At 73.7% G+C, this 23989-nt stretch carries 19 protein-coding genes; 14 read left to right on the forward strand and 5 right to left on the reverse strand.

Annotation, left to right across the window (positions count from 1 at the left end; genetic code table 11):
• Window positions 1–94 precede the first annotated feature (94 nt).
• On the reverse strand, window positions 95–967 hold the full coding sequence (locus BU198_RS28225; protein WP_223243818.1) for a peptidase: 873 nt from the start codon (window positions 965–967) through the stop codon (window positions 95–97).
• 2 nt (window positions 968–969) lie between these two features.
• The gene (locus tag BU198_RS28230) at window positions 970–2298 is read right to left on the reverse strand and encodes a VWA domain-containing protein (protein ID WP_188295130.1); all 1329 of its coding nucleotides are present in this window, start codon (window positions 2296–2298) and stop codon (window positions 970–972) included.
• A gap of 165 nt (window positions 2299–2463) precedes the next feature.
• On the opposite strand from BU198_RS28230, the gene BU198_RS28235 reads away from it, so the two are divergent.
• The 7 genes from BU198_RS28235 to BU198_RS28265 all read left to right on the forward strand — a co-directional run bounded on the left by BU198_RS28235 (window position 2464) and on the right by BU198_RS28265 (window position 10973).
• On the forward strand, window positions 2464–3318 hold the full coding sequence (locus tag BU198_RS28235) for an ATP-binding cassette domain-containing protein (RefSeq protein WP_188295132.1): 855 nt from the start codon (window positions 2464–2466) through the stop codon (window positions 3316–3318).
• Entirely contained in the window at window positions 3318–4001 is a 684-nt protein-coding gene (locus tag BU198_RS28240) for an ABC transporter (protein WP_188299700.1), read from the forward strand. The genes BU198_RS28235 and BU198_RS28240 overlap by 1 nt, the downstream gene beginning before the upstream one ends.
• A gap of 185 nt (window positions 4002–4186) precedes the next feature.
• Entirely contained in the window at window positions 4187–4690 is a 504-nt protein-coding gene (locus tag BU198_RS28245) for a DUF1269 domain-containing protein (RefSeq protein WP_188299701.1), read from the forward strand.
• A 116-nt stretch (window positions 4691–4806) separates the two neighbouring features.
• Window positions 4807–6156 (forward strand): FtsW/RodA/SpoVE family cell cycle protein, encoded by a 1350-nt coding sequence (locus BU198_RS28250; RefSeq protein WP_188299702.1) that lies wholly within the window; start codon window positions 4807–4809, stop codon window positions 6154–6156.
• Window positions 6156–7664 (forward strand): penicillin-binding transpeptidase domain-containing protein, encoded by a 1509-nt coding sequence (locus tag BU198_RS28255; RefSeq protein ID WP_188299703.1) that lies wholly within the window; start codon window positions 6156–6158, stop codon window positions 7662–7664. The genes BU198_RS28250 and BU198_RS28255 overlap by 1 nt, the downstream gene beginning before the upstream one ends.
• Window positions 7665–7842: 178 nt before the next feature.
• A complete protein-coding gene (locus tag BU198_RS28260) occupies window positions 7843–9411 on the forward strand; it encodes an amino acid permease (RefSeq protein ID WP_411293244.1) in 1569 nt (522 codons plus the stop codon).
• 128 nt (window positions 9412–9539) lie between these two features.
• On the forward strand, window positions 9540–10973 hold the full coding sequence (locus tag BU198_RS28265; RefSeq protein ID WP_223245048.1) for a glycosyltransferase 87 family protein: 1434 nt from the start codon (window positions 9540–9542) through the stop codon (window positions 10971–10973).
• 90 nt (window positions 10974–11063) lie between these two features.
• Here BU198_RS28265 and BU198_RS28270 read toward each other — a convergent pair whose 3' ends face one another.
• Both BU198_RS28270 and BU198_RS28275 read right to left on the reverse strand, forming a co-directional pair.
• Entirely contained in the window at window positions 11064–12830 is a 1767-nt protein-coding gene (locus BU198_RS28270) for a penicillin-binding transpeptidase domain-containing protein (RefSeq protein WP_188299705.1), read from the reverse strand.
• A gap of 186 nt (window positions 12831–13016) precedes the next feature.
• Window positions 13017–14798, reverse strand: coding sequence for a dolichyl-phosphate-mannose--protein mannosyltransferase (locus BU198_RS28275; protein WP_188299706.1), 1782 nt, complete (start codon window positions 14796–14798; stop codon window positions 13017–13019).
• A gap of 106 nt (window positions 14799–14904) precedes the next feature.
• Between BU198_RS28275 and rsmI the strand changes: the two genes are divergently transcribed.
• From rsmI to BU198_RS28310, 7 genes are all read left to right on the forward strand, one after another.
• On the forward strand, window positions 14905–15774 hold the full coding sequence (gene rsmI / locus BU198_RS28280) for a 16S rRNA (cytidine(1402)-2'-O)-methyltransferase (RefSeq protein WP_188299707.1): 870 nt from the start codon (window positions 14905–14907) through the stop codon (window positions 15772–15774).
• A gap of 235 nt (window positions 15775–16009) precedes the next feature.
• Window positions 16010–16435, forward strand: a complete 426-nt coding sequence (locus BU198_RS28285) for a hypothetical protein (RefSeq protein ID WP_188299708.1) — start codon at window positions 16010–16012, stop codon at window positions 16433–16435.
• An 84-nt stretch (window positions 16436–16519) separates the two neighbouring features.
• Window positions 16520–18142 (forward strand): methionine--tRNA ligase, encoded by a 1623-nt coding sequence (gene metG, locus BU198_RS28290; protein ID WP_188299709.1) that lies wholly within the window; start codon window positions 16520–16522, stop codon window positions 18140–18142.
• A 1-nt stretch (window position 18143) separates the two neighbouring features.
• A complete protein-coding gene (locus BU198_RS28295; RefSeq protein WP_188299710.1) occupies window positions 18144–19019 on the forward strand; it encodes a TatD family hydrolase in 876 nt (291 codons plus the stop codon).
• A gap of 71 nt (window positions 19020–19090) precedes the next feature.
• Window positions 19091–19999, forward strand: coding sequence for a 16S rRNA (adenine(1518)-N(6)/adenine(1519)-N(6))-dimethyltransferase RsmA (rsmA, locus tag BU198_RS28300; protein ID WP_188299711.1), 909 nt, complete (start codon window positions 19091–19093; stop codon window positions 19997–19999).
• Complete coding sequence (locus BU198_RS28305) at window positions 19996–20913, forward strand: 4-(cytidine 5'-diphospho)-2-C-methyl-D-erythritol kinase (protein ID WP_188299712.1); 918 nt, start codon at window positions 19996–19998, stop codon at window positions 20911–20913. The genes rsmA and BU198_RS28305 overlap by 4 nt, the downstream gene beginning before the upstream one ends.
• Before the next feature lie 120 nt (window positions 20914–21033).
• A complete protein-coding gene (locus BU198_RS28310; RefSeq protein WP_188299713.1) occupies window positions 21034–22881 on the forward strand; it encodes an ABC-F family ATP-binding cassette domain-containing protein in 1848 nt (615 codons plus the stop codon).
• 65 nt (window positions 22882–22946) lie between these two features.
• On the opposite strand, the gene BU198_RS28315 is transcribed toward BU198_RS28310, so the two are convergent.
• Window positions 22947–23989: FUSC family protein (locus BU198_RS28315; protein WP_188299714.1), on the reverse strand; the 1043-nt coding region annotated here is incomplete at its 5' end.

Below are 23989 nucleotides of genomic sequence, written 5' to 3' on the forward strand. Positions count from 1 at the left end.
GCGATCCCGCGCTGACGGCCGGCCCGGGGCCGGGTGGGTCCGGACATGCGGGAGGGCCGGCCGGAACGACGTCCGGCCGGCCCTCCCGAGTGCCTCAGGGGCGGTCCGAGCCCGTGTAGCTGCCGCTCTGGTGGGCGCCCTGGGCCGGGACGGCGCCGTAGCGGCCCGGCCGCTGCCCGCGCGGGTGGCGGGTCAGGTTGTAGCCGAGGACGCCGGCCAGCGCGGCCAGGAAGCCGCCGCCGATCGTCCAGTACCAGCGGCTGTTCCAGCCGGAGAACCAGCCGGTGTACCAGTGCTCCTCCGGTGCCACCGGGGCGGCCGCCTTGGCGGTGCTCGCCCCGCCGCCGGCCGGCGGGACCAGCGGGGCCTTCAGCTCCCCGCCCTCCGGCTGGGCGTTGTCGGCGTCGCCCTTGGCCGTGACGTGCAGCCGGACCGAGGAGGCCAGACCGAGGTCGGGCTGCGGGACGTCGTTGACCGACAGCCGCACGTAGTAGGTGCCGGGCAGCGGGTCGCCGGACCACGGCTCGGCCCAGGTGCGGACCTCGCGCAGGGTGCAGTTCAGCGCCAGGGTGCCGGCGCTCTGGTCGGCGGTGGCGTTCTGGGTGCCCGCCGTGCACGACTGGCGGCGGCGCAGCCCGTCGAAGACCTCGACGGACCAGGTCTGCGGGCCGTGCCGGTCGGCGGCCGGGGCCAGGTTGACGGTCAGGCCGACCGTCGGGGTCTGGCCCTCGGAGGCGCCGAACGCCCAGTACAGGTAGTCACCGGTGGAGACGGAGACGTTGGCGTCCTGGCCGGGGGACAGGTTGACCGCGGTCAGGAAGGAGGTGCCGGCCTTGGTGGCCGGGGCCGGGGTGCCGTTCGCGCCGGCCGTGGGGGACGGCGAGGCGGCCGAGGCGGCCGGCGTGCCCAGGGCGAGCGCGGGCAGCAGGGCGAGGGCGGCGAGGGCGCCGCGAAGCGTCGTACGCATGGTCAGTTCTCCCGCCAGACGCTGATCCGCCAGCGTGCGATCCAGCCGAAGAGCAGGCCGAAGGCCAGACCGGCCAGGGTGAGGGTGAGCAGCAGGATCCAGCCGCGGCCCAGGCCCATCGCGGCGCCCTCGGGCGCGGGCGAGGCGGAGGCCAGGTCGACGGTCAGCTCCAGCGGCAGGCCGGGGTCGGCCTGGACGCCGGCCTGCGGGGCCAGCGAGTTGCTGACGACCAGGCAGACGGTGGTCTCCGGCTTCTCCTTGGAGTCCTTCGAGGCGGTGGGGCTCGCGGTGACGTAGCCCTTGGAGTCGTCGGTGGACCAGCGCAGGCCGGTGGAGGCCACGTCGGTGCGGCCGCTGCCGGCGTCGGTGCCGCGGACCAGTTCCTGCCCGGTCGCGCTGGTGGCCTGGAGCAGCACTCCGTAGTCCCTGGCCACCGGGCGGTCGAGGGCGACGCTGACGGAGGCGCGCAGCTCCTGGCCGGACTTGACCGGGACCTTGTAGACGCGGTGCTCGGAGAACTTCTCGCGGTCGGTGTAGACGCCGGGGGCGAGCACGGGGGCGTTCTCGCACTTGTCGGTGCCGGCGGTCTTGACCGGGGCCACCGTGTAGGTGTCGTTGGAGCGGTCGACCAGCTGCTTCACCTTGTCGGTGAGCTGCTCCTGGGTGCGGACGTCGGTGTAGGTGCCGCCGGTCGCGTTGGCGATGCAGAGCAGCTGCTGGCGGGTCTTGTCGTCGTGGGCCAGGCCCAGGGTGTCGACCACCAGGTGGATGCCCTGGGAGGCGAGCTCGCGGGCGACGTCACAGGGGTCGGGCGGGGTGCAGGTGTCCTCGCCGTCGGTGATCAGCACCACCCGGCGGGTGGTCTCGCCCTTGCCGAGGTCCTGGGCGGCGCCGCGCAGGGCCAGGCCGATCGGGGTGAAGCCGGTGGGCCGCAGGGTGGCGACGGCGGTCTTGGCCTCGACCTTGTCGGTTTTGCCGACCGGGTAGAGCTGCTTGGTGTCAAGGCAGCCCTGGGCCTTGTCGTTGCCGGGGTAGGTCGCGCCGAGGGTGCGGATGCCGAACTCGGTCTCCGCGGGCAGCGCGTCGATCACCTCGTTCAGCGACTGCTGGGCCACCGAGATGCGGCTCTTGCCCTGGATGTCGGCCTCGCGCATGGAGCCGCTGACGTCCAGGACGAGATCGACCCGGGGGGCCTCCCTGGGCGCGGTGGCGGCGCCGGCTGATGGTTCGTCGGCGTGGGCGGGCAGGCCGAGGAGCAGCGAGGCTCCCGTTATCGCCAGGGCCGCCAGCAGGCTGCCGAGCCTGGTCTGTGGTCGTCGTCCGGTAGTCACCCGCCGATCCTAGGGATCATCAGTTCGCCGTGGCGAAACGAGCCCGGATCGTGCCCCGGCCGGCTCGGGCGTGAACTCCGGCGCGTGAAGGGGGAGTCGATGCTCACAGCGGTCTTACCCGGGCTGGATAGCCTGCTGGGGGCAACGGGCCGGAGCGGGGGCGTGATGGAGCTGACAGCCGTCGGGAAACGGTACGGGCGGGGCGGGAAATGGATCCTGCGCGGGGTCGACCTGGCCGTCGGGCCGGGTGAGTTGGTGCGGATCGCCGGGCGGAACGGGAGCGGCAAGTCGACGCTGCTGCGGCTGGCCGCCGGGATCGAGCGGCCGAGCACGGGCCGGGTGGTGCGGCCCGGAGCGACGGCGTACGTGCCCGAGCGTTTCCCGCCCGCGCTGCCGTTCGACGCCGCCTCCTACCTGCTGCGGGTGGGCCGGGTGCACGGGCTGTCGGCGGAGCGGGCCCGGCAGCGGGCGGGGGAGTGGCTGGACCGGTTCGGCATCGCGGACCGGGCGGGCACGCCGCTGAGCCGGCTGTCGAAGGGCACCTGCCAGAAGGTCGCGGTCGCCCAGGCGCTGCTCCCCGAGGCGCGGGTGCTGCTGCTGGACGAGGCCTGGACCGGGCTGGACCCGGAGGCCAGGGCGGTGCTGGACGAGGCGGCCGCCGAGCGGGCGGCGGCGGGCGGCACGGTGCTGTTCGTCGACCACGACCCGGCCCGGCTGGCCGGGCTGACCAGCGCCGCCTACCTGGTCGGCACGGACGGCGCGGTGCGGCCCGTCGAGGCGCGGGCGGCGGAGCCGGTGCCGGACGGCGGACCGGTGATGGAGATCGAGGTGGACGTCCCCGACGGTGCCCCGCTGTCCGCGCCGCTGCCGGGGGCGCCGGAGGTCACCGCGCTGGCCGGGACGGCGGTGCGGCTGGTGGTGCCGGCCGCGCACTCCGACGCGATGCTGCGCCGGCTGCTGCTGGGCCGCCCGTCCGTCCGGGTGCTGGCGGTGCGCCGGCTCGGGGAGGGGGAGCGGTGATGGCGCGGATCGGCGCGCTGACCCGGTACCACCTGGAGCTCTTGCTGCGTTCGCACGCCTGGCTGCCGCCGTTCCTGGCGTACGCGCTGCTGATGGTGGTCGGGGTGGCGGCGGGCGACCCGCTGCTGGGCAGCCTCGGCCTCGGCGCGGGGGCGCTGCTGCCGGTGAGTGCCTGGTACGTGCGCAGCGTGCTGGGTGCGGAGCCGCCGGCCTCGCGGGCCTGTCTGGTGGCGGCGGCGGGCCCGGTCCGGGTGCACCTGGGCGCGCTGCTGGCGGCGCTGACGGCGTCGCTGGTGCTGGCGGTCGGTCAGGTGGCGGTGGTGTGGTGGACCAGCGGGGCGGTGGCCGACCCGGGGGCGCCGCGGCACCCGGAGGCCTGGTCGGCGGTGCTCGCCGGGCTGGTGGCCTCGGTGGTCTGCGCGCTGCTGGGTGTGCTGGCCGGGGCGCTGGCGAACCGTCCGGTGCCGGTCCGTCCGCAGTACGGCATCCCCGCGGCGCTGGCGCTGGCCACGCTGCTGGTGGTGGTGCCGGCCTCGCCGGCCAACGCGGCGGTGAGCGGCCTGGTGTCGGCGGCCAGGACGGGCCGGATCGCCGTGCCGTGGACGAGCCTGCTGCTCGCCGTCGTCCTGCTGGCCGCGGCCGGTGCCGGGGTGGCGGCGCTGGCCGGGCGGCGGCCGGAGTGACGGTCCGGCGGGAGGCGGCGGGAGCCGGCGGGAGCGGCCGATTCCGGCAATGGCGGACACACCGCAGCGAAGAGCCGATACATATGCATAGCGCTCGTTAGGGTGACGAATCAGGCCGCCGGTGCCGCCGCCGCCGCGGCGGCCGGACCCGGCCGGCCTGTCCGACACCCTGGAAGGACCCCGCAGTGAGCAACCTCTTCGCGATCGCCTACCCGGACCTCGCCACCGCCCAGGCGGTGCGCGACGAAGCGGTCGGGCTGCAGAAGCAGAAGCTGATCGAGCTGGAGGACGCGGTCGTCGTCGAGCGTCGCCCGGACGGCAGGATCAAGCTGCACCAGCAGGTCAGCACCACCGGCGCGGGCGCCGCGAGCGGGGCGCTCTGGGGCGGGGTCATCGGCCTGCTCTTCTTCATGCCCCTGGTGGGCGCGGCGGTCGGCGGCGCCACCGGGGCGGCGATCGGCGCCTCCACCGACATCGGGGTGGACGACGACTTCATGCGCCAGGTGGGCGAGCACCTCCAGCCGGGTACCGCCGCCGTCTTCCTGCTGGTGCGCAAGGCGACCGCCGACAAGGTCGTCCCGGCGCTGGCCCGCCACGGGGGCCGGATCATCCAGACCTCGCTCTCGGCCGAGGCCGAGGCCGAGCTGAAGGCGACCGTCGACGCCTCCCGCGCCCAGGCCGCCGTCTGACCCGCTCCGCCTGACCGCCGCTCCCGTCGGGGCGGACCGGCCCCCGTCGCCCGGTCCGCCCCGACCGGCATCCCCCGGCCGGCGGCGCCGGGTCCTCCGCTCCCCCAGGACGGTCCGTGGCGACACCCTCCACCGCGCCGAGATCCGCCGCCGGGCCGCGCCGGCCGGTGCCGACCAGGCGCACCACCGAGCTGGTGCTGGTGGTCGCCGCCGTCCTGACCGCCGTGTTCGGCTACGTCGAGGTCGGCGTCGACCTGGACGGCCGCGTGCCGGCCGACGCGGCCGAGTACGGTGCGGCGCTCGGGGTGCTCGCGCTGGCGGCGCACGCCGTCGTCCGGTGGCGGGCCGGGTACGCGGACCCGCTGCTGCTGCCGATCGCGGTGCTGCTGAACGGGATCGGGCTGGTGGTGATCTACCGGCTCGACCGGGCCACCCCGGGGCGGGGCGCCGCCTCCACCCAGCTGCTCTGGTCGGCCCTGGGGGTCGCGCTGTTCATCGCGGTGGTGCTGCTGGTGCGGGACCACCGGCGGCTGCGGCGCTACGCCTACAGCGGGGCGCTGGTGGCGCTGGTGCTACTGGTGCTGCCGATCTTCTTCCCGCCGGTGTACGGCTCCCGGATCTGGATCGTGGCCGGGCCGTTCTCCTTCCAGCCGGGGGAGTTCGCCAAGATCCTGCTGGCCGTCTTCTTCGCGGCCTACCTGGCGGTGCACCGGGACGCGCTGGCGCTCACCGGCCGCCGGGTCTGGCGCTGGCAGCTGCCGCGCGGGCGGGTGCTGGGGCCCGTGCTGCTGATCTGGGCGGCGTTCGTCGGCGTCCTGGTGCTGGAGACGGACCTCGGCACCTCGCTGCTCTTCTTCGGCCTGTTCGTGGTGATGCTCTACGTGGCCACCGCGCGCACCGGCTGGATCGCGATCGGGCTGGGCCTGGCCGCGGTCGGGGCGGTGACGGTGGGGTGGCTCTCGCCGCACGTGCACAGCCGGGTCGCGGACTGGCTGGACCCGCTGGGCTCGATCGCGGCGGGGAAGGGCGCCAACCAGATCGCCCAGTCGCTGTTCGCGTTCGCCTGGGGCGGCGAGCTGGGCACCGGGCTCGGCAACGGGCACTCGGTGCTGATCGGCTTCGCCGCCAAGTCGGACTTCATCCTGGCCACCATCGGCGAGGAGCTCGGGCTGACCGGGCTGATCGCGGTGTTCCTGCTGTACGCGGCGCTGGTCTCGCGGGGCTTCAGGACGGGCATCGCGCTGCGTGACCCGTTCGGCCGGCTGCTGGCGATCGGGCTGGCCGCGATCGTCGGCCTCCAGGTGTTCGTGGTGGCGGGCGGGGTGCTCGCGCTGATCCCGCTGACCGGGATGACCATGCCGTTCATCGCCCAGGGCGGCTCCTCGGTGGTCACCAACTGGATCATCGTCGCGCTGCTGGTGAGGATGAGCGACATCGCGCGGCGGCCCGCGCCGGGGGAGGCCTGATGGCGCGCACCGGGCCCGGGGGCAACGGCCCGCAGGGGCTGCCCGGCATCTCGGTCACCGGGCGCCGGGCGGGCACCTTCTGCCTGCTGCTGGTCGCGGCGCTGTGCGCGCAGGCCACCAGGGTGCAGGTGTTCCAGGCGAGGGACCTCGGCCGCAACAGCGCCAACCAGCGGCTGACCATCGAGCGGTACGCCCAGCCGCGCGGCGACATCGTGGTCGGTACGGAACCGGTCACCGGTTCCGAGCCGACCGGCGGCCGGTACGCGTACAAGCGCAGCTACTCCGACGGCCCGACGTACGCGGCGGTCACCGGCTTCGCCTCGCAGGCGTACGGCACCACCCAGCTGGAGGGGACCGAGGACGAGCTGCTGACCGGCACCGACGGCCGGCTGGCGGGCTGGTCGGTCTGGGACGCGGTCGCCCGCCGGCAGAACCCCGGCGGGGACGTGTACACCACGCTGGACCGGGCCGCCCAGGAGGCCGCGATGAGCGGGCTCGGCAGCCAGAAGGGCGCGGTCGCCGCGATCGAGCCGGCCACCGGGCGGATCCTGGCGCTGGCCAGTACGCCCTCCTACGACCCGGGCGCCTTCGCCGGGCACGGCGCCGCCGACCAGGAGGCCTGGAACCGCCTCCAGGCCGACGCCGACGAGCCGATGCTCAACCGGGCGCTGCGCCAGACCTACCCGCCGGGCTCGACCTTCAAGGTGGTCACCGCCGCGGCGGCGCTGGCCGGCGGGGTGGTCACCGACCCCGACGCGCCGACCGGGGCGCCCTTCCCGTACGTGCTGCCGGGGACGACCACGCCGCTGGTCAACGACACCCCGTCCTGCGACCGGGCGGGCCTGTCGCTGGCCGCCGCGATGACCGCCAGCTGCAACAGCGTGCTGGGCTACCTGGGGGTGCGGACCGGGTCGGACCGGATGGCGGAGACGGCCGGGAACTTCGGCTTCAACGACGCGAAGCTGGACGTCCCGGTGCGCGCGGCCCGCTCGAACTTCGACACCCGGACGGACGACTCGCAGCTGGCGCTCTCCTCGATCGGGCAGTTCGACACGGCGGCCACCCCGCTGGTGATGGCGATGGTCGCGGCCGGGATCGCCAACGACGGGACGGTCATGCGTCCCCAGCTCGTGGACCGGCTGACCAGGAGCGACGGCACCACCGTGCAGCTGATGAAGCCGTCCGTGTACCGGCGGGCGACGACCCCGGCGGTGGCCGGACAGGTGCGGAAGCTGATGACCGACGTGGTGGAGAACGGCACCGGCGGCAACGCCAGGATCGCCGGGGCCGTGGTCGGCGGCAAGACCGGGACGGCCCAGCACGGGGTGGGCAACAGCGGGACGCCGTACGCCTGGTTCATCTCCTGGGCGGCGCGGGCCGGCTCGGCCGCGGTGCCGCCCGTCGCGGTGGCCGTGGTGGTCGCGGACAGTGACGCCACGGACGTCACGGGTGGCGCGCTGGCCGCGCCGATCGCCCGGTCGGTGATGCGGGCGGTGCTCGGCGGATGACCTCCACCGGCGGGCTGAGCTGCTGCTTTAACGTCCTGGAGGTGAATATGCCGTTTACGAAGTGTCCGGTATGTACATCGATATGCTCCAATTCGGACAATGCGCCGGTTGGGACTGTTCGTTTGCGACACTGGTGCTTTCGCGGGGTACTGTCCCATGTTTGTTCGGTTGGTCCCCGATGACACCCCCTGGCACGTCGGGTGACCGAATGCCAGGACACCCTCCCCCGCCCAGAAGGACCGCAGTTTTGGCCAGCAACACCATCGGTGCGCGTCTGCTGCGACGCAAGCCCGTCTCGACACTGATCGCGGAATCCGAAGGCAGGGACGCCCTCCCGGCCGGTGCGCCCGAGGAGGGCGGGCGCTCCGGCATCCACCTGCGCCGCTCGATCGGCCTGTGGCAGCTCTCCTCGATCGGCATCGGCGCCACCATCGGCACCGGCATCTTCTTCGTGCTGAACACCGCGGTGCCCTCGGCCGGTCCGGCCGTCATCCTGTCCTTCGTGATCGCCGCGGTCACCGCGGGACTCACCGCGCTCTGCTACGCCGAGATGGCCTCCGCGATCCCGGTCTCCGGCTCCTCGTACTCCTACGCCTACGCCACCCTCGGCGAGGGCGTCGCCTTCGGCGTCGGCATCTGCCTGCTGATGGAGTACGGCGTCTCCGCCTCCGCGATCGCGGTCAGCTGGGCCGAGTACCTGAACAAGTTCCTCGACCTGGCCTTCGGGGTCAGGATCCCCGAGCAGCTGTCCGGCGCGCCGGACGCCACCCACTGGTTCAACCTGCCGGCCCTGCTGCTGGTCCTCATGGTCTGCGTCCTGCTGGTCCGCGGCGTGAGCGAGTCGGTGAAGGTCAACGCGGCCATGGTCGCGACCAAGATCGTGATCCTGCTGCTGTTCATCGGCATCGCGCTCACCGGCTTCCAGTCCGGCAACCTGACCCCGTTCATGCCGCTCGGCATCGGCGGCGTGCAGGTCGCCGCGTCCAGCATCTTCTTCTCCTTCATCGGCCTGGACGCGGTGTCCACCGCCGGCGAGGAGGTCAAGAACCCGCGCCGCACCCTGCCGCTGGCGATCATCATCTCGCTGGTCGTGGTGACCCTGCTCTACATCCTGGTCGCGCTCGCCGGGGTCGGCGCCCAGTCCTGGCAGAAGTTCGACGGCCAGGAGGCCGGCCTCGCCCAGATCCTCCAGAACATCACCGGCCAGAGCTGGCCCGCGATGCTCTTCGCGATCGGCGCGGTCCTCTCGATCTTCAGCGTCACCCTCGTGGTGATCTACGGCCAGACCCGCATCCTGTACTCGATGGGCCGCGACGGCATGCTGCCCAAGCGCTTCGCCGAGCTCTCCCCGCGCACCGGCACCCCGGTCTGGAACACCATCGTGGTCGGCCTCGGCGTGGGCGCGCTGGCCGCGTTCATCCCGCTGCGGGTCCTGGCCGACATCACCAGCCTCGGAACGCTCATCGCCTTCTCGGTGGTCTCCGTCGGCGTGATCGTGCTGCGCCGCACCCAGCCTGACCTGCCGCGCGGCTTCAGGGTGCCCGGCTACCCGGTCGTCCCGCTGCTCAGCATCGGCTTCTGCATCTACCTGATCACCGGCCTGCACGCCGACACCTTCCGGGCCGGCGCGATCGCCCTCGTCGTCGCCGTGGTGGTCTACTTCGGGTACAGCATGAAGCACTCCCGGCTGGGTCAGACCGAGCGGCAGACGGTGCCCGCGGACGGCTCCGACCGCACCGCCGACTGACCGGCAGACGAATCCCACGTGAAGGGCCGCCGACCGCCACGACACCCGGCGGCCCTTTTCGCGCCATCGCCGGACCGGTGTCCGAGACCATGGCGACAGCGCCCCGCCCCCGCCCATAACCTTCCACCATGGTGAGCACCCGCACGCCCGGCTACCTCCGCCCGCGCGGCCGCTTCACCGGCCGGGGCAGAACGCCGGCCCAGACCCCCGCGACCGAGGCGTCCTCCGGGCCGGGGCGGCGGCCGCGCGGCTTCTCCGTGCGGCCCTTCCCCCGGCAGCGCGGCGAGAGCACGTTTCCGCCCACGCCCGACCGGCTGAGTGCCGCCGGACTCGCCCGGCTCGCCTCGATGCGGGCCGTCCACCTGCTCGGCTGCCTGGTCGCGGCCGGCTGGGCCGCCGCCTTCCCGCTCGTCTCCGACCTGCCCAACCAGCGGCTGTGGGGCCTGATCGCGGCCCCCGCCTACGTCCTGGCCGGACTGCTCTGCGTGACCCTGCCGCGGCGTTTCGCGGCCCGTGCCGCCGCCGCGGTCGCCCTGGCCGGCGCCGTGCTGGCCCCGCTCGGACTGCTCGCCCTGACCGGCCGCCACCAGTCCGAGGTCATGGTGGTCGAGCGCTCGGCCCACCTGCTGCTCACCACCGGCACCCCGTACCTGCCGCACCCGGTGGTGGTCACCGACTACAACCCGTACCTGCCGGCGATGTCCCTGTTCGGGATGCCGCGCCAGCTGCTCGGCGACTCCACCGCCTTCGCGCGGGTCGCCGGGGACGCCAGGATCTGGTTCGCGCTGACCTTCTTCGCCTGCCTGCTGGCCGCCTGGCGGCTGCTGCGGCCCGCCCGCCCCGGCAGCGGCGACCCGCGCGCGCCGCTGCTGCCGCTGGCCGTCCTCACCGCCTCGCCGCTGATCGCGCTCGCCCTGGTGGTCGGCGGGGTGGACCTGCCGCTGATCGGGGTCTGCTGCCTGGCCATGGCGCTCGCCGAGCGGGACCGTACGGTCGGCGCCGGACTGGTGCTCGCCCTCGCCTGCACCCTGAAGTGGACGGCCTGGCCCGCGCTGCCGGTGGCCGTCCTGCTGCTCTGGCGGCTGTACGGCCGCCGGCCCGCCGCCAGGACCGCGCTGATCGGGGCCGGTGTGAGCGCCGTCGTGATCCTGCCCTCCGCGCTGGCCCATGCGGGCGCGCTGCGCGAGCAGGTGGTGCGCTTCCCGCTCGGGATGACCGCGATCCGCACCCCGGCGGGCAGCCCGCTGCCCGGCAAGGTGCTGGCCGGCGTCGGGCCGACCGGGCACGCGATCTCGCTCGCGCTGATGACCGTGGCCCTGGTCGGGGTGGCGATCTGGCTGCTGGCCCGGCCGCCGGTCTCCGCGATCGGCGCGGCCGACCTGCTGGCCGCCGGACTCGCGATCGCCTTCATGCTCGCCCCGGCCGGGCGGTTCGGGTACCTGGCCCTGCCGGTGGTGCTGGTGATCTGGCCCCGGCTGGCGGCCGGACGCTGGAGCAGCCGGCGCCCCGTCCCGCCGGACCGGGTGCGGGGGAGACCGCAGCCCGCGGTGCCGAGGGCCTGAGGGCCCGAGGGTCCGAGGGCCGAGCGGGAAAGGCCGCGGCCCGCCCGGCCGAGGGGCCGAGCGGGCCGGGAGGAGCCGTAGCTCCGGGGCTCAGCGGCCGCCGGCGGCCTTCAGGATGGAGGCGACGGCCGGGCCGGCCGCGTCCACGCCGTGTCCGCCGCCCTGCACCTCGGAGGCCACCGCGAGGTTGCCGCGGTAGGCGGTGAACCAGCTGTTGGTGACGTCGACCCCGGCGACCTCGGCGGAGCCGGTCTTGGCGCCCGCGTTGTCGGTGATCCCGGCCATCACGCCCTGGGCGGTGCCGCCGGTGGCGGTGGCCGCCATCATCGCCTTCAGCTTGCCGGCCACGTCCGGGGAGAGCGGGCGGGCGGCCTTCTGCTGCGGCAGGTCGGCGACCAGGATCGGCTGCTTGAACTCGCCGTTCTGCACGGTGGCGGTGATCGAGGCGATGGCGAGCGGGTTCATCTGGACCTTGCCCTGGCCGATGTAGTTCATCGCCTGCTCGTCCTTGCTGCCCGGCGTCGCCGGCACCTTGCCGTCGGCGTTCGGCAGGCCGGTCTTCCACTCCAGGCCGATGCCGAACACGTCCTTGGCGATGCCGGACAGCGACTCGGGCTTGAGGCTGGTCAGGCCCTGGTTGATGAAGGCCGTGTTGCAGGACATCATGAAGTCCTGCTGGAGCGTGTTGTTCGGGAAGGCACCCGGGAACGAGTTCGGGATCGGGTGCGCGTTGCTGCTCTTCTCCGGACAGGCCACCACGGTGTCCGGGTTGACCCCGGCCTCCAGCAGCGCCGCCGAGGTGACGATCTTCATCGTCGAGCCCGGCGCGAGCAGCCCGGTGAAGGCCCGGTTCTGGCCGTTGGCCGGCGAGTTGGCGAAGGCCAGCACCTGCCCGGTGCTCGGCTCGACCGCGACGACGGAGCCGGGCTTGCCGCCCAGGTCGGTCATCGCCTTCTCGGCGGCGGCCTGGAGGGCGTTGTCGATGGTCAGCTTGAGCGGCTTGCCGGGCTTCGGCTCGACGATGGTGAACAGCTTGTCCTGGGCGCCCTTGCCGGCCGGGTCGGTGATGACCACCGCGCTGCCCGCGTCCTGGTCCTTGTTCGGGTCCGGCGGCAGCAGCTTGTTGGCGTTGTCCTGGAGGGTGCTCATCAGCGCTGGGGTGATCGAGGCGCCCTGGACCGCCTTGCCGTTGCGGTCGACCACGGTGGACGGCGGGGCGAAGACCGGCTGGACGGCGATGGTCTCGTTGCCGGACAGGTGGGGGTGGACCACCGACGGGGCCCAGTGCACGGCCGGGGTGTTGTCGCTCATCTTCACGACGCCCAGGAAGCCCTGGTAGTCCCAGGCCCGGCTGGTGCCCGCGAACTCGGCGCGCGCCTTGTACGACATCAGCGTGCCGGTGGGCCCGGGCGCCGCGGTGGCGGACGGCGAGTCACCGGGGCCCGGCGTGCCGCTCGCACCCGGCGTCGCGGAGGCCCCGGCGGACGGCTTGGCGGCCGGGGCCGGGGTGCCGGTGGCGGCGGAGAAGACCTGCTGGGTGGTCGGACCGAACGGGGTGAGGGTCAGCGCGCTCGGCTTGACCTGGTCCCTGAACGCGGTCAGACCGGCGGTGGCCGCGGCCGGGTCGTCGGTCAGCGAGGCGGCCTTGGCGATGTCTCCGGCGGCCCAGGCCGTCAGGAAGTCCTTCAGACCGGCTGTCGCCTGATCGGCCGACGGGGGATCGGCGACCACCGTCCGGGGCTTCTTGCCGCCGGACCCGCCCGAGTCGCTCATCAGGCTGTACGCGCCGTAGCCGCCGCCCGCGAGGACGGCGATGGACACGCCGGTGATGATGCCGATCTTCGCGCCACTGCGCATGGTGCAGCTCCCCCAGGGGTCTCGCGGCGGGGCGCAACCGGCCGGTGCCGGAAACGCGGTACCCCCCCACCCTAGGCAGCGCGGATCGGTGCGTCGGCGAATCGCCGGGGACTTGTGACGGATCTGGTACGTGTCGTGCACCGCATACGGACGATTCGCGGGAACCCGGTGTTCACCGGCCCCGGATCAGATCCAGGTGTTGAACCACATCCGGCGGCGCCAGTCCTCCAGCGGAATGGTCTGCCCGGTGAAGAGCGGGTAGAAGAACAGGAAGTTCCAGACGATCAACAGGATCAGCAGACCGGCCGCCGTGGAGCCGATGATCCGGCGGTCCCGGGAGGCGCCGGCCGGTCCGATCAGGGCGCCGATCAGCATCGTCACCGCGAGCACCAGGAACGGGACGAAGACCACCGCGTAGAAGAGGAAGATCGTCCGCTGCTGGTAGGCGAACCAGGGCAGGTAGCCGGCCGCCAGGCCGCAGAGCAGCGCCCCGGCCCGCCAGTCCCGCCGGGCCGCCCAGCGCCACAGGCAGTAGGCCAGCGCCGCGATGCCCGTCCACCACAGCAGCGGGGTGCCGATGCCCAGCACCTCGCGGGCGCAGTCGGCGGCGGTGCAGCCGGACTGGCCGAACTTGGGGGACTCGTAGGAGAAGGACACCGGCCGGCCCAGCACCAGCCAGGACCACGGGTTGGACTGGTAGGTGTGCGGGTCGCTCAGGCCGACGTGGAAGTCGTAGACCGTCGAGTGGTAGTGCCACAGGGCGCGCAGGCCCTCGGGTATCCACGGGAAGTCGGTGGAGCGGCCGACCGCCCAGTCCCGGCCCCAGCCGCCCTGGCCGGGGGCGGTGCTGCTGGCGAACCAGCCCCACCAGGACCCGACGTAGACCGCGATCGGGACCACGACGACCGACACGAAGGCCGGCACCACGTCCCGGGCGAGCACCGCCAGGAACGGGCGCGGGGCGCCGGCCAGGCGGCGGGCGCCGACGTCCCAGAGCACGGTCAGCAGGCCGAAGGCCGCCATGACGTACAGGCCGCTCCACTTGGTGGCGCAGGTCAGCCCGATGCAGACGCCGGCCGCGATCCGGTACGGGCGCCAGCCCAGGTTCAGCCGCTGGGCCGGCCCCGGGTCCGCGATCCCGCCGAGCCGGGCGGCCAGCACCCCGCGGGTGCGGTCGCGGTCCAGCAGCAGGAAGCCGAAGGCGGCGAGGGTCCAGAACATCACCACCAGGTCGAGCAGGGCGGCCCGGCTGAGCACCAGGTGCAGGCCGTCCACCGCGAGCAGCAGGCCCGCCACGCAGCCCAGCAGGGTGGAGCGGAACATCCGGCGGGCGATCCTGGCCACCATCAGCACCGACAGGGTGCCGAGCAGGGCCACCGCGAACCGCCAGCCGAAGGGGTTCATGCCGAACAGCTGCTCGCCCACGCCGATGATCCACTTGCCCACCGGCGGGTGCACCACGTACGAGGGCGTCGCCCGGTACGGGACGGCCGCGCCCGGCGTCATGATCGTGGCGTTGGCCTCCTCCGGCCAGCTGATCTCGTAGCCGCCGTGCCAGAGCGCGTAGGCGTCCTTGGCGTAGTACGTCTCGTCGAAGATGATCGCGTGCGGCTGCCCGAGGTCGGTGAACCGCAGGAGGCCGGCGAACACCGCCACCGCGACCGGGCCCAGCCAGCCGGCCCAGCGGCAGAGGAAGTACCACAGGCCCTGCGGCAGCGAGACGCCCAGCCGCAGCAGCAGCGGCGACTGCGGCACGTCCGGGGGCGTCGTCCGGGGGCCGTCCGGCATCGGCGGCACCAGGCGTTCGGTGAGCGTCGCGACGGGGCGGGCCGCGTAGCCGTGCCGGGCCAGGCGTTCGCGCCAGCCGGCGGGCCCGGCCTGTGGCGGGCGCGGGGACGGCAGGCCGACGCCGCCGTGCGCGGAGTGGTCTGTACCAGTGGGCGTCTGCGCCGCCGTGTCGCCGTTCATCCGCCACATCGTAGGGGCGCTCCTCGCACGTGTGTCCGCTCCCTCGGAAGCTGACCGAATCGTCACCAAAAGCCCCCGCCGGCGGGGAGCTGCAAGGATGGGGCCCGTGACAGGAGTACTCGTTCTCGCAGGCACCCCCATCGGCGACGTCTCGGACGCCCCGCCCCGGCTCGTCGACGAACTGTCCACGGCGGACGTCATCGCGGCCGAGGACACCCGGCGGCTGCGCCGGCTCACCCAGGCACTCGGCGTGACCCCGACCGGGCGGGTGGTCTCGTACTTCGAGGGCAACGAGGTCGGCCGCACCCCCGAACTGGTCGAGGCGCTGCTCGGCGGCGCCCGGGTGCTGCTGGTCACCGACGCCGGCATGCCCTCGGTGTCCGACCCCGGCTACCGGCTGGTCGCCGCCGCCGTGGCCGCCGACGTCAAGGTCACCGCGGTGCCGGGCCCCTCGGCGGTGCTCACCGCACTCGCGCTGTCCGGACTGCCGGTGGACCGCTTCACCTTCGAGGGCTTCCTCCCGCGCAAGACCGGGGACCGGGCCAGGCAGCTCGCCTCGGTCGCCGCCGAGCCGCGCACCATGGTCTTCTTCGAGGCGCCGCACCGGATCGCCGAGGCGCTGACCGCGATGGCCGAGGCGTTCGGGCCGGATCGGCCGGCCGCCGTCTGCCGCGAGCTCACCAAGACCTACGAGGAGGTCAAGCGCGGGCCGATCGGCGAGCTGGCGGCCTGGGCGGCCGAGGGCGTCAGGGGAGAGATCACCGTCGTCGTCGCGGGCGCCCCGCCGGCCGCGCCCCAGGAGCTGACCCCGGCCGAGCTGGCCCGGCTGGTGGCCGTCAGGGAGGAGGCCGGGGAGCGGCGCAAGGAGGCCATCGCGGCCGTCGCGACGGAGTTCTCGCTGCCCAAGCGGGAGGTCTTCGACGCGGTCGTGGCGGCGAAGAGGGAAGGCCTGGGGGGAGGCCGGGGAAAGGAGTGAATGCCGGGGGTTGCGTTGCTCACGGGGAGTCGTACCGTGGAGAGAAGGCCCCGGTAAACACCCGCCGAGCTGAAGTTTCGGTCGCGGTTGGCGGTCCTGGAGAGGCCCTGCGTATAGGGCTTCCCAATCCGCATCCAAGACTTCACAAGTGGGGCATCGGCCGAGGCGGTCCGGGCATTTCCTGGTAGGGAAAGACCCAGCCGGACGAGCGTCCGGCGGGCGCTGGGAGACGGCTATGAGCGAAGTTGTCGGTAGCCCCCGAAGCGGCAGCGCACTGAGCACCGCCGGCCTGGCCGGCAGGCCGCACGCTCCCGTCGAGACCGTACGGGAGGCCTACTCCTTCGCGTGCCTGCGCTGCGGGTACGGCTGGGAGCAGGCGTACGACATCGAGCACCACGTGGCCAAGGACGGGCACGTCGTGTTCGAGTACCACGCCAACGGCGTCCGGGTGCCGTCCCCGCTGCTCAAGCCCACCTGCCCCGGGTGCGGCGGCCACACCGTGCGGATCATGCGCGAGGGCCGGGTGGCCTCCGCCGACCAGCCCTGGCAGCACGCCCCCGGCTACCCGGCGCACGCCGAGCCGGCCGGGACGCCCCCGGTGCCCGAACCCGTCCGGCCGCGCGGACGCTGGGCCCGGTTCTGGTCGCGGCTGCTGGGCTGACACCGGGGCGACGAGGAGGACCGCCCCCGACCGGGAGACAACTCGGTCGAGGGCGGTCCGCGCGCCCGACTAAACTTTCCGACCATGGCGGCCACTGCAGACCACAGCACCACCGGGGCGAGCGCCCCGGCGTACTACGTTTCCACCCCGATCTACTACGTCAACGATCGCCCGCACCTGGGCCACGCGTACACCACCGTGGCGGGCGACGTCCTCACCCGCTGGCACCGCCAGCGCGGCGAGAAGGTGTGGTACCTGACCGGCACCGACGAGCACGGTCAGAAGATCATGCGGACCGCCGAGGCCAACGGCGTCAGCCCGCAGGAGTGGTGCGACAAGCTGGTCGAGGAGGCCTGGAAGCCGCTCTGGCGGCACCTGGAGATCGCCAACGACGACTTCATCCGCACCACCGAGGAGCGGCACACCGCCCGGGTGCAGGAGTTCGTCCAGGACCTGTTCGACAAGGGCGAGATCTACAAGGGCGGCTACTCCGGCCCGTACTGCGTCGGCTGCGAGGAGTTCAAGCTCCCGGCCGAGCTGCTCGACGGCGCGACCGCGGACGAGAAGCTCTGCGCCGTGCACAAGCGGCCGGTCGAGTGGCTGGAGGAGGAGAACTACTTCTTCCGCCTCTCCGCCTACGGCCCGCGGCTGCTGGAGTTCTACGCGGCCAACCCGGACTTCATCCAGCCCGCCTCGGCCCGCAACGAGGTGCTGCGCTTCGTCGAGCAGGACCTCAAGGACCTCTCGATCTCCCGCTCCACCTTCGACTGGGGCGTGCCGCTGCCCTGGGACGAGAAGCACGTCCTGTACGTGTGGGTGGACGCCCTCCAGAACTACATCACCGCCGCCGGCTACGGCAGCGACCCGGAGCGCTTCGCCGAGCTGTGGCCGGCCTCGGTCCACCTGGTCGGCAAGGACATCCTGCGGTTCCACGCGGTGATCTGGCCCGCCATGCTGATGGCCGCCGGGCTGCCGCTGCCCAAGCGGGTCGTCGCCAACGGCTGGCTGATGGTCGGCGGCGAGAAGATGTCCAAGTCCAACCTCACCGGCATCGCGCCCACCGACCTGACCTCGCACTTCGGCGTGGACGCGTACCGCTACTACTTCCTGCGCGCCATCCCGTTCGGCACCGACGGCTCGTTCTCCTGGGAGGACTTCACCGCCCGGTACACCTCCGAGCTGGCCAACGACTTCGGCAACCTGGCCTCCCGGGTCGCCGCGATGGTCGGCAAGTACTTCGACGGGGTGCTGCCCGCGGCCACCGCCGCCGGTGACGCCGAGCAGGCCGTGGCCGACGGGCTGACCAGGGCCGCCGGGACGGCCGACCGGAAGATCGGCGAGGAGCTGGACTTCGCCGGCGGCCTCGCGGCGATCTTCGAGTTCGTCAAGCAGGTCAACGGCTACCTCACCGAGCAGGAGCCCTGGAAGGTCGCCAAGGACGACTCGGCGGAGGGCCGGGCGCGCCTCGCGACCATCCTCTACACCGCCGCCGAGGCGCTGCGCGCCACCGCCGTGCTGCTCAACCCGGTGATGCCGACCACCGCCGAGAAGCTGTGGGACTCGCTGGGCGCCGAGGCCGCCGGGCTGGGCGCGCTCTCCGCGCAGACCGTCGCCACCGTGGCGGACTGGGGCCGGCTGCCCGTCGGTGCCACCGTCACCAAGGGCGAGATCCTCTTCCCGCGCCTCGAAGAGAAGCCGACCGCCTGACATGGCGGCCAAGGACGACCGGTCGACCCCGCCGCCGCTGCCGGAACCCCTGGCGGTGGCGGTGGCCGACTCCCACACCCACCTGGACATGCAGTCAGGCACCCCGGCCGAGGGCCTGGCGAAGGCCGCCTCGGTCGGGGTCACCACGGTGGTCCAGGTGGGCTGCGACGTGCCCGGCTCGCGCTGGGCCGCCGACCTGGCCGCGCAGTACGAGCAGGTGCACGCGGCCGTCGCGCTGCACCCCAACGAGGCGCCGCGGATCTTCCTCGGCGACCCGGACGGCTGGTCCGGGCAGCAGCGGAAGGCCGGCGGCGCGGCCGCGCTGGACGAGGCGCTCGCCGAGATCGACCGGCTCGCCGCGCTGCCCCAGGTGGTGGCGGTCGGCGAGACCGGCCTGGACTACTTCCGCACCGGCCCCGAGGGCGTGGAGATCCAGAAGGAGTCGTTCCGCCGGCACATCGAGATGGCCAAGCGGCACGGCAAGGCCCTGGTCATCCACGACCGGGACGCCCACGAGGACGTCATCGCCGTCCTGCTGGAGGAGGGCGCCCCGGAGCGGACGGTCTTCCACTGCTACTCCGGCGACGCGGAGATGGCCAGGACCTGCGCCGAGCACGGCTGGTACCTCTCCTTCGCCGGCCCGGTCACCTTCAAGGCCAACCAGCCGCTGCGCGACGCCCTGCTCGCCACCCCGCAGGACCGGATCCTGGTCGAGACCGACGCCCCGTTCCTCACCCCGCACCCCTACCGCGGCCGTCCCAACGCCCCGTACCTGATCCCGGTCACGGTGCGCGCGATGGCCGCCACCCTGGGGCTGGCCGAGGACGAGCTGTCCGCGGCCATCGCGGCGAACACGGCGCGGGCCTTCGGGTACTGAGCACCGCTCCGAGGGGGCCGTTCCGGATCGGCGGGTCCGGGCGGCACCCCGTGCGCCCGTATCCTTGGCGCGTGAGCACCACCGACCCCACCCCTGACAGCAGCCCCCAGCCTCCGGCCGGGGGGACCCCCTTGCTGGGCAGCGCCGACATCCGGGAGCTGGCGGCAGCGTTCGGCGTGAAGCCGACCAAGCAGCGCGGGCAGAACTTCGTCATCGACGGCAACACCGTGCGGCGGATCGTCCGGGCCGCCGACGTGACGGAGCAGGACGCGGTGGTGGAGGTCGGGCCCGGGCTCGGTTCGCTGACGCTCGCGCTGCTGGAAGTGGCGCGGCACGTGACGGCGGTCGAGATCGACCCGGTCCTGGCACAGCACCTGCCGGACACCGTCGCGGCCCGGATGCCCGGCAAGGCGGACTCCTTCGACCTGGTGTTCAGCGACGCCATGGAGGTCACCGAGCTGCCCGGCCCGGCGCCCACCGCGCTGGTCGCCAACCTCCCGTACAACGTCGCCGTGCCCGTCCTGCTGCACATGCTGGCGACCTTCCCCAGCATCGAGCGGACCCTGGTGATGGTGCAGAGCGAGGTCGCCGACCGGCTCGCCGCCAAGCCGGGCAGCAAGGTGTACGGCATCCCGTCGGTCAAGGCCAACTGGTACGCCGAGGTGAAGCGGGCCGGCGCCATCGGGCGGAACGTGTTCTGGCCCGCCCCCAACGTCGACTCCGGGCTGGTCTCGCTGATCCGCCGCGAGCCGCCGGAGACCACCGCGAGCCGCGCGGAGGTGTTCGCCGTCGTCGACGCCGCGTTCGCCCAGCGGCGCAAGACCCTGCGCGCCGCGCTGGCCGGCTGGGCGGGCTCCGCCGCCGGGGCCGAGCAGGCGCTCGCGGCCGCCGGCATCGACCACAAGCTGCGCGGCGAGATGCTGACGGTGGAGCAGTTCGCCGCGATCGCCGAGCACAAGCCGAAGGCCGGGGACGCGTGATCACCGTACGGGTACCGGCCAAGGTCAACGTCCAGCTGGGGGTCGGCGGGCTGCGCGCCGACGGCTTCCACGACCTGGCCAACGTCTTCTTCGCCGTCGCCCTCGGTGACGAGGTCACCGCCTCCCCGGGGGAGGGCGTGACGCTGAGCTGCACCGGTCCCGACGCCGCCGTCGTCCCGCTCGACGACAGCAACCTCGCCGCCCGCGCCGCCCGGCTGCTCGCCGCCCACCACGGCATCGCCGACCCGGGCGTGCACCTGCACATCGCCAAGGCCATCCCGGTGGCCGGCGGCATGGCCGGCGGCAGCGCCGACGGCGCGGCGGCCCTGCTCGCCTGCGACGCGCTCTGGCAGCTGGACACCCCCGTCGAGACGCTGCTGGAGCTGGCCGCCGAACTCGGCTCCGACGTGCCGTTCGCCCTGGTCGGCGGCGTCGCGCTGGGCCGCGGCCGGGGCGAGATCCTGGAGCCGCTGGCCGTCGAGGGCACCTTCCACTGGGTCTTCGCGGTCGCCGAGGGCGGCCTGTCCACCCCCGCCGTGTTCCGCGAGTGCGACCGGCTGCGCGAGGAGGCCGGCACCGGCTCCGGCGACACCGACGTCCCCACCCCGGACGCCGACCCGGCGCTGCTCGCCGCGCTCGCCCAGGGCGACGCCGTCGCCCTGGCCACCGCGCTCACCAACGACCTCCAGCCCGCCGCACTGTCGCTGCGCCCCGCGCTCAGGGCCACCCTGCGGGCCGGCACCGAGGCGGGCGCGCTCGGGGCGCTGGTCTCCGGATCCGGGCCGACCTGCGCCTTCCTGGTCAAGGACGCCGAGGCGGCCGCCGCGGTGGCCGAGGCGCTGCGGGCCTCCGGCACCTGCCGGACCGCGCACGCCACGCACGGGCCGGTGCCGGGGGCGTCCGTGGCGGGCTGACGCGGTGATGGTGTTCCGGCAGGCCCATTAGGCTGGGGAGATCGGGGTGTCCCGAGAGGGGCGCCAGGCCGTCGAGCGGCGGGCCGCCCCGCGACCGCCGAACCCAGGAGCGCTGCACACGTGGCCGTCAACCTCGCCACCATCGAGTCCGTCACGAAGGTCTACGGGACCCGCGCTCTGCTGGACGCGGTCAGCCTGGGCGTCAGCGAGGGCGACCGGATCGGCGTCGTCGGCCGCAACGGCGACGGCAAGACCACCCTGATCCGGATGCTCGCCAAGCTGGAGGAGCCCGACGGCGGCCGGATCACCCACTCGGGCGGGCTCCAGATGGCCGTCCTCACCCAGCACGACTCGCTCGACCCCGAGGCCACCATCCGGCACGAGGTGATCGCCGGCCGGGCCGACCACGAGTGGCTCGGCGACGCCCGGATCCGCGACATCATCGAGGGCCTCTTCGGCGGCCTCGACCTGCCCGGCTTCGCCGACGGCCTGGACACCGTGATCGGCCCGCTCTCCGGTGGCGAGCGCCGCCGGATCGCCCTCGCCAAGCTGCTGCTCGGCTCGCCCGACCTGGTCGTCCTCGACGAGCCCACCAACCACCTCGACGTCGAGGGCATCAACTGGCTCGCCGATCACCTCAGGAAGCGCCGCTCCGCGCTGGTCTGCGTCACCCACGACCGCTGGTTCCTCGACCAGGTCTGCACCCGGATGTGGGACGTCCAGAACGGCGAGGTGCACGAGTACGAGGGCGGCTACTCCGACTACGTCTTCGCCCGGGCCGAGCGCTCCAGGATCGAGGCCGTCGAGGAGCAGAAGCGCCAGAACATGGCCCGCAAGGAGCTGGCCTGGCTGCGCCGCGGCGCCCCCGCCCGTACCTCGAAGCCGCGCTACCGGATCGAGGCCGCCAACGCCCTGATCGCGGACGTGCCGGAGCCGCGCGACAAGTCCGAGCTGATGAAGTTCGCCAACGCGCGGCTCGGCAGGACGGTCTTCGACCTGGAGGGCGTGACCGTCAAGGCCGGCCCGAAGCTGCTGCTGGACAACCTCACCTGGCAGCTCGGCCCCGGCGAGCGGATCGGCCTGCTCGGCGTCAACGGCGCCGGCAAGACCTCGCTGCTGCGCGCCCTGCGCGACGCGTACGCCTCGGAGGGCGACGTCCAGCCGGCCTCGGGCGTCATCAAGGTCGGCAAGACCGTGCGGCTGGCCTACCTGTCGCAGGAGGTCGTCGAGCTGGACCCGGCCATCCGGGTGCTCCAGGCCGTCGAGCAGGTCCGCTCGCGGGTCGACCTCGGCAAGGGCCGGGAGATGAGCGCCGGCCAGCTGTGCGAGCAGTTCGGCTTCGGCAAGGACAAGCAGTGGACGCCGGTCGGCGACCTGTCCGGTGGCGAGCGGCGCCGGCTCCAGCTGCTGCGGCTGCTGATGGACGAGCCCAACGTGCTGTTCCTGGACGAGCCCACCAACGACCTGGACATCGAGACGCTCAACCAGCTGGAGGACCTGCTCGACGGCTGGCCCGGCTCGATGATCGTCATCAGCCACGACCGCTTCTTCATCGAGCGCACCACGGACACCGTCCACGCGCTGCTCGGCGACCGGAAGATGCGGATGCTGCCGAACGGCGTGGACGAGTACCTGGAGCGCCGCGCCCGGATGGCCGCCGCGGCTGCTTCGGCGGCTTCGGCCGCCTCCGCGGCCTCCGCCTCCTCGACGGCCGCGGGCGCCTCCGACGCCGGGGGCGCAGCTCCCGCGCTGTCCGGCGGGGACCTGCGGGCGGCGAAGAAGGAGATGCAGAAGCTGGAGCGGCAGATCGCCAAGCTGGACGAGAAGGAGTCCAAGCTGCACGCCCAACTCGCCGAGCACGCCGCCGACTTCTCCAAGGTCGCGGAGCTGGACGGGCAGCTGCGTGCCGTCCGGGACGAGAAGGAGGAGCTGGAGATGAGCTGGCTGGAGCTGGCCGAGCAGGTCTGAGACCGGGGGTTCGGCGGTTCGGTCGTTCAGTCGTTCGGCGGTCCAGCCGTTCGGCCGTTGGTCGCTCAGTCGTGGCGGAGGAGTGTTTCGAGCTCCTCCGCGGCAGGGCCCAGCGCGCTGCGGGTCGGGTCGTGCGGGGCCGTCGGACGGGCCGCCTGGTTCGTCGGCGGGCGGTGCGCGTGGGCGGCGGCGGTCAGCTCGGCCAGGGCGTGCCGCACCCGGTCGACCTCGGCCGGGTCCGGTACCCGGCCGCCGTACCGGATCTGCGCCGCGAAGGCCGCCACCGCGCCGCCCAGCCGCTCCAGGGCCGCCGTCGCCGGCAGCCACCGCTCGGCCAGCCTGCCGGTCGGGGGCGGTTCGGCCAGTCCCTGCTGCACCTCCTGGCGGGCGTTCGCCAGTGACCGGTAGGCCGTGCGGCGCAGCCACACCTGGGCGCTGCCGGTCTGGGCGGCCGTGCTCCTTTCGGTAGCGGGGGCCTGGGCGGTGGCGTCCTCGGTGATGGCGTCCTCGACGACGGCGTCGAGGTAGGCCCGCAGGGCCGTCGTCGCGTCGACCAGCCTGGGCTCGATCCGGTGGCGCGGGCGTTCCGGCCACAGCAGGTATCCGAAGAGCAGGACGATCACGCTGGCCAGCACGGTGTCCAGGACCCGGGGCCAGAACTCGGCGGCGCTGCTCTGCCCGCCGAGCTGGAGCAGGATCAGCGCCATCGGCGTCATCACCACGGTGTTCAGTCCGTAGTGGGCCGCCGTGGCGTACGGGAGCAGGGCCACGCAGACCGCGGCCATCGCCGTCAGCGCCCACTCGTCGGTGGTGGCCAGGAGCAGCCCCGCGGTCACGGCCACCCCCAGCACGGTGCCGATCGACCGGCTCACCGCACGCAGGAACACCGAGCCGAGATCGGGCTTGAGCACGAAGGCGATCGTCATCGGCACCCAGTAGCTCTTGCTGAGCGGGTAGTTGGCGGTGACCGCCGAGCCGACCGCGATGCACAGCGCGACGCGCAGCCCGTACCGGACCGACCCCCGGGACAGCAGCCGCGCCCGCAGCCGCCAGGGGTCCGGCGGTGGCGCGGGGGCGGTGCCGAGCCGCACCTCGCGGCCGGCCACCG

The organism is Streptomyces sp. CBMA156 (assembly GCF_014596515.1).
In the GTDB taxonomy this organism is placed as follows: domain Bacteria; phylum Actinomycetota; class Actinomycetes; order Streptomycetales; family Streptomycetaceae; genus Kitasatospora.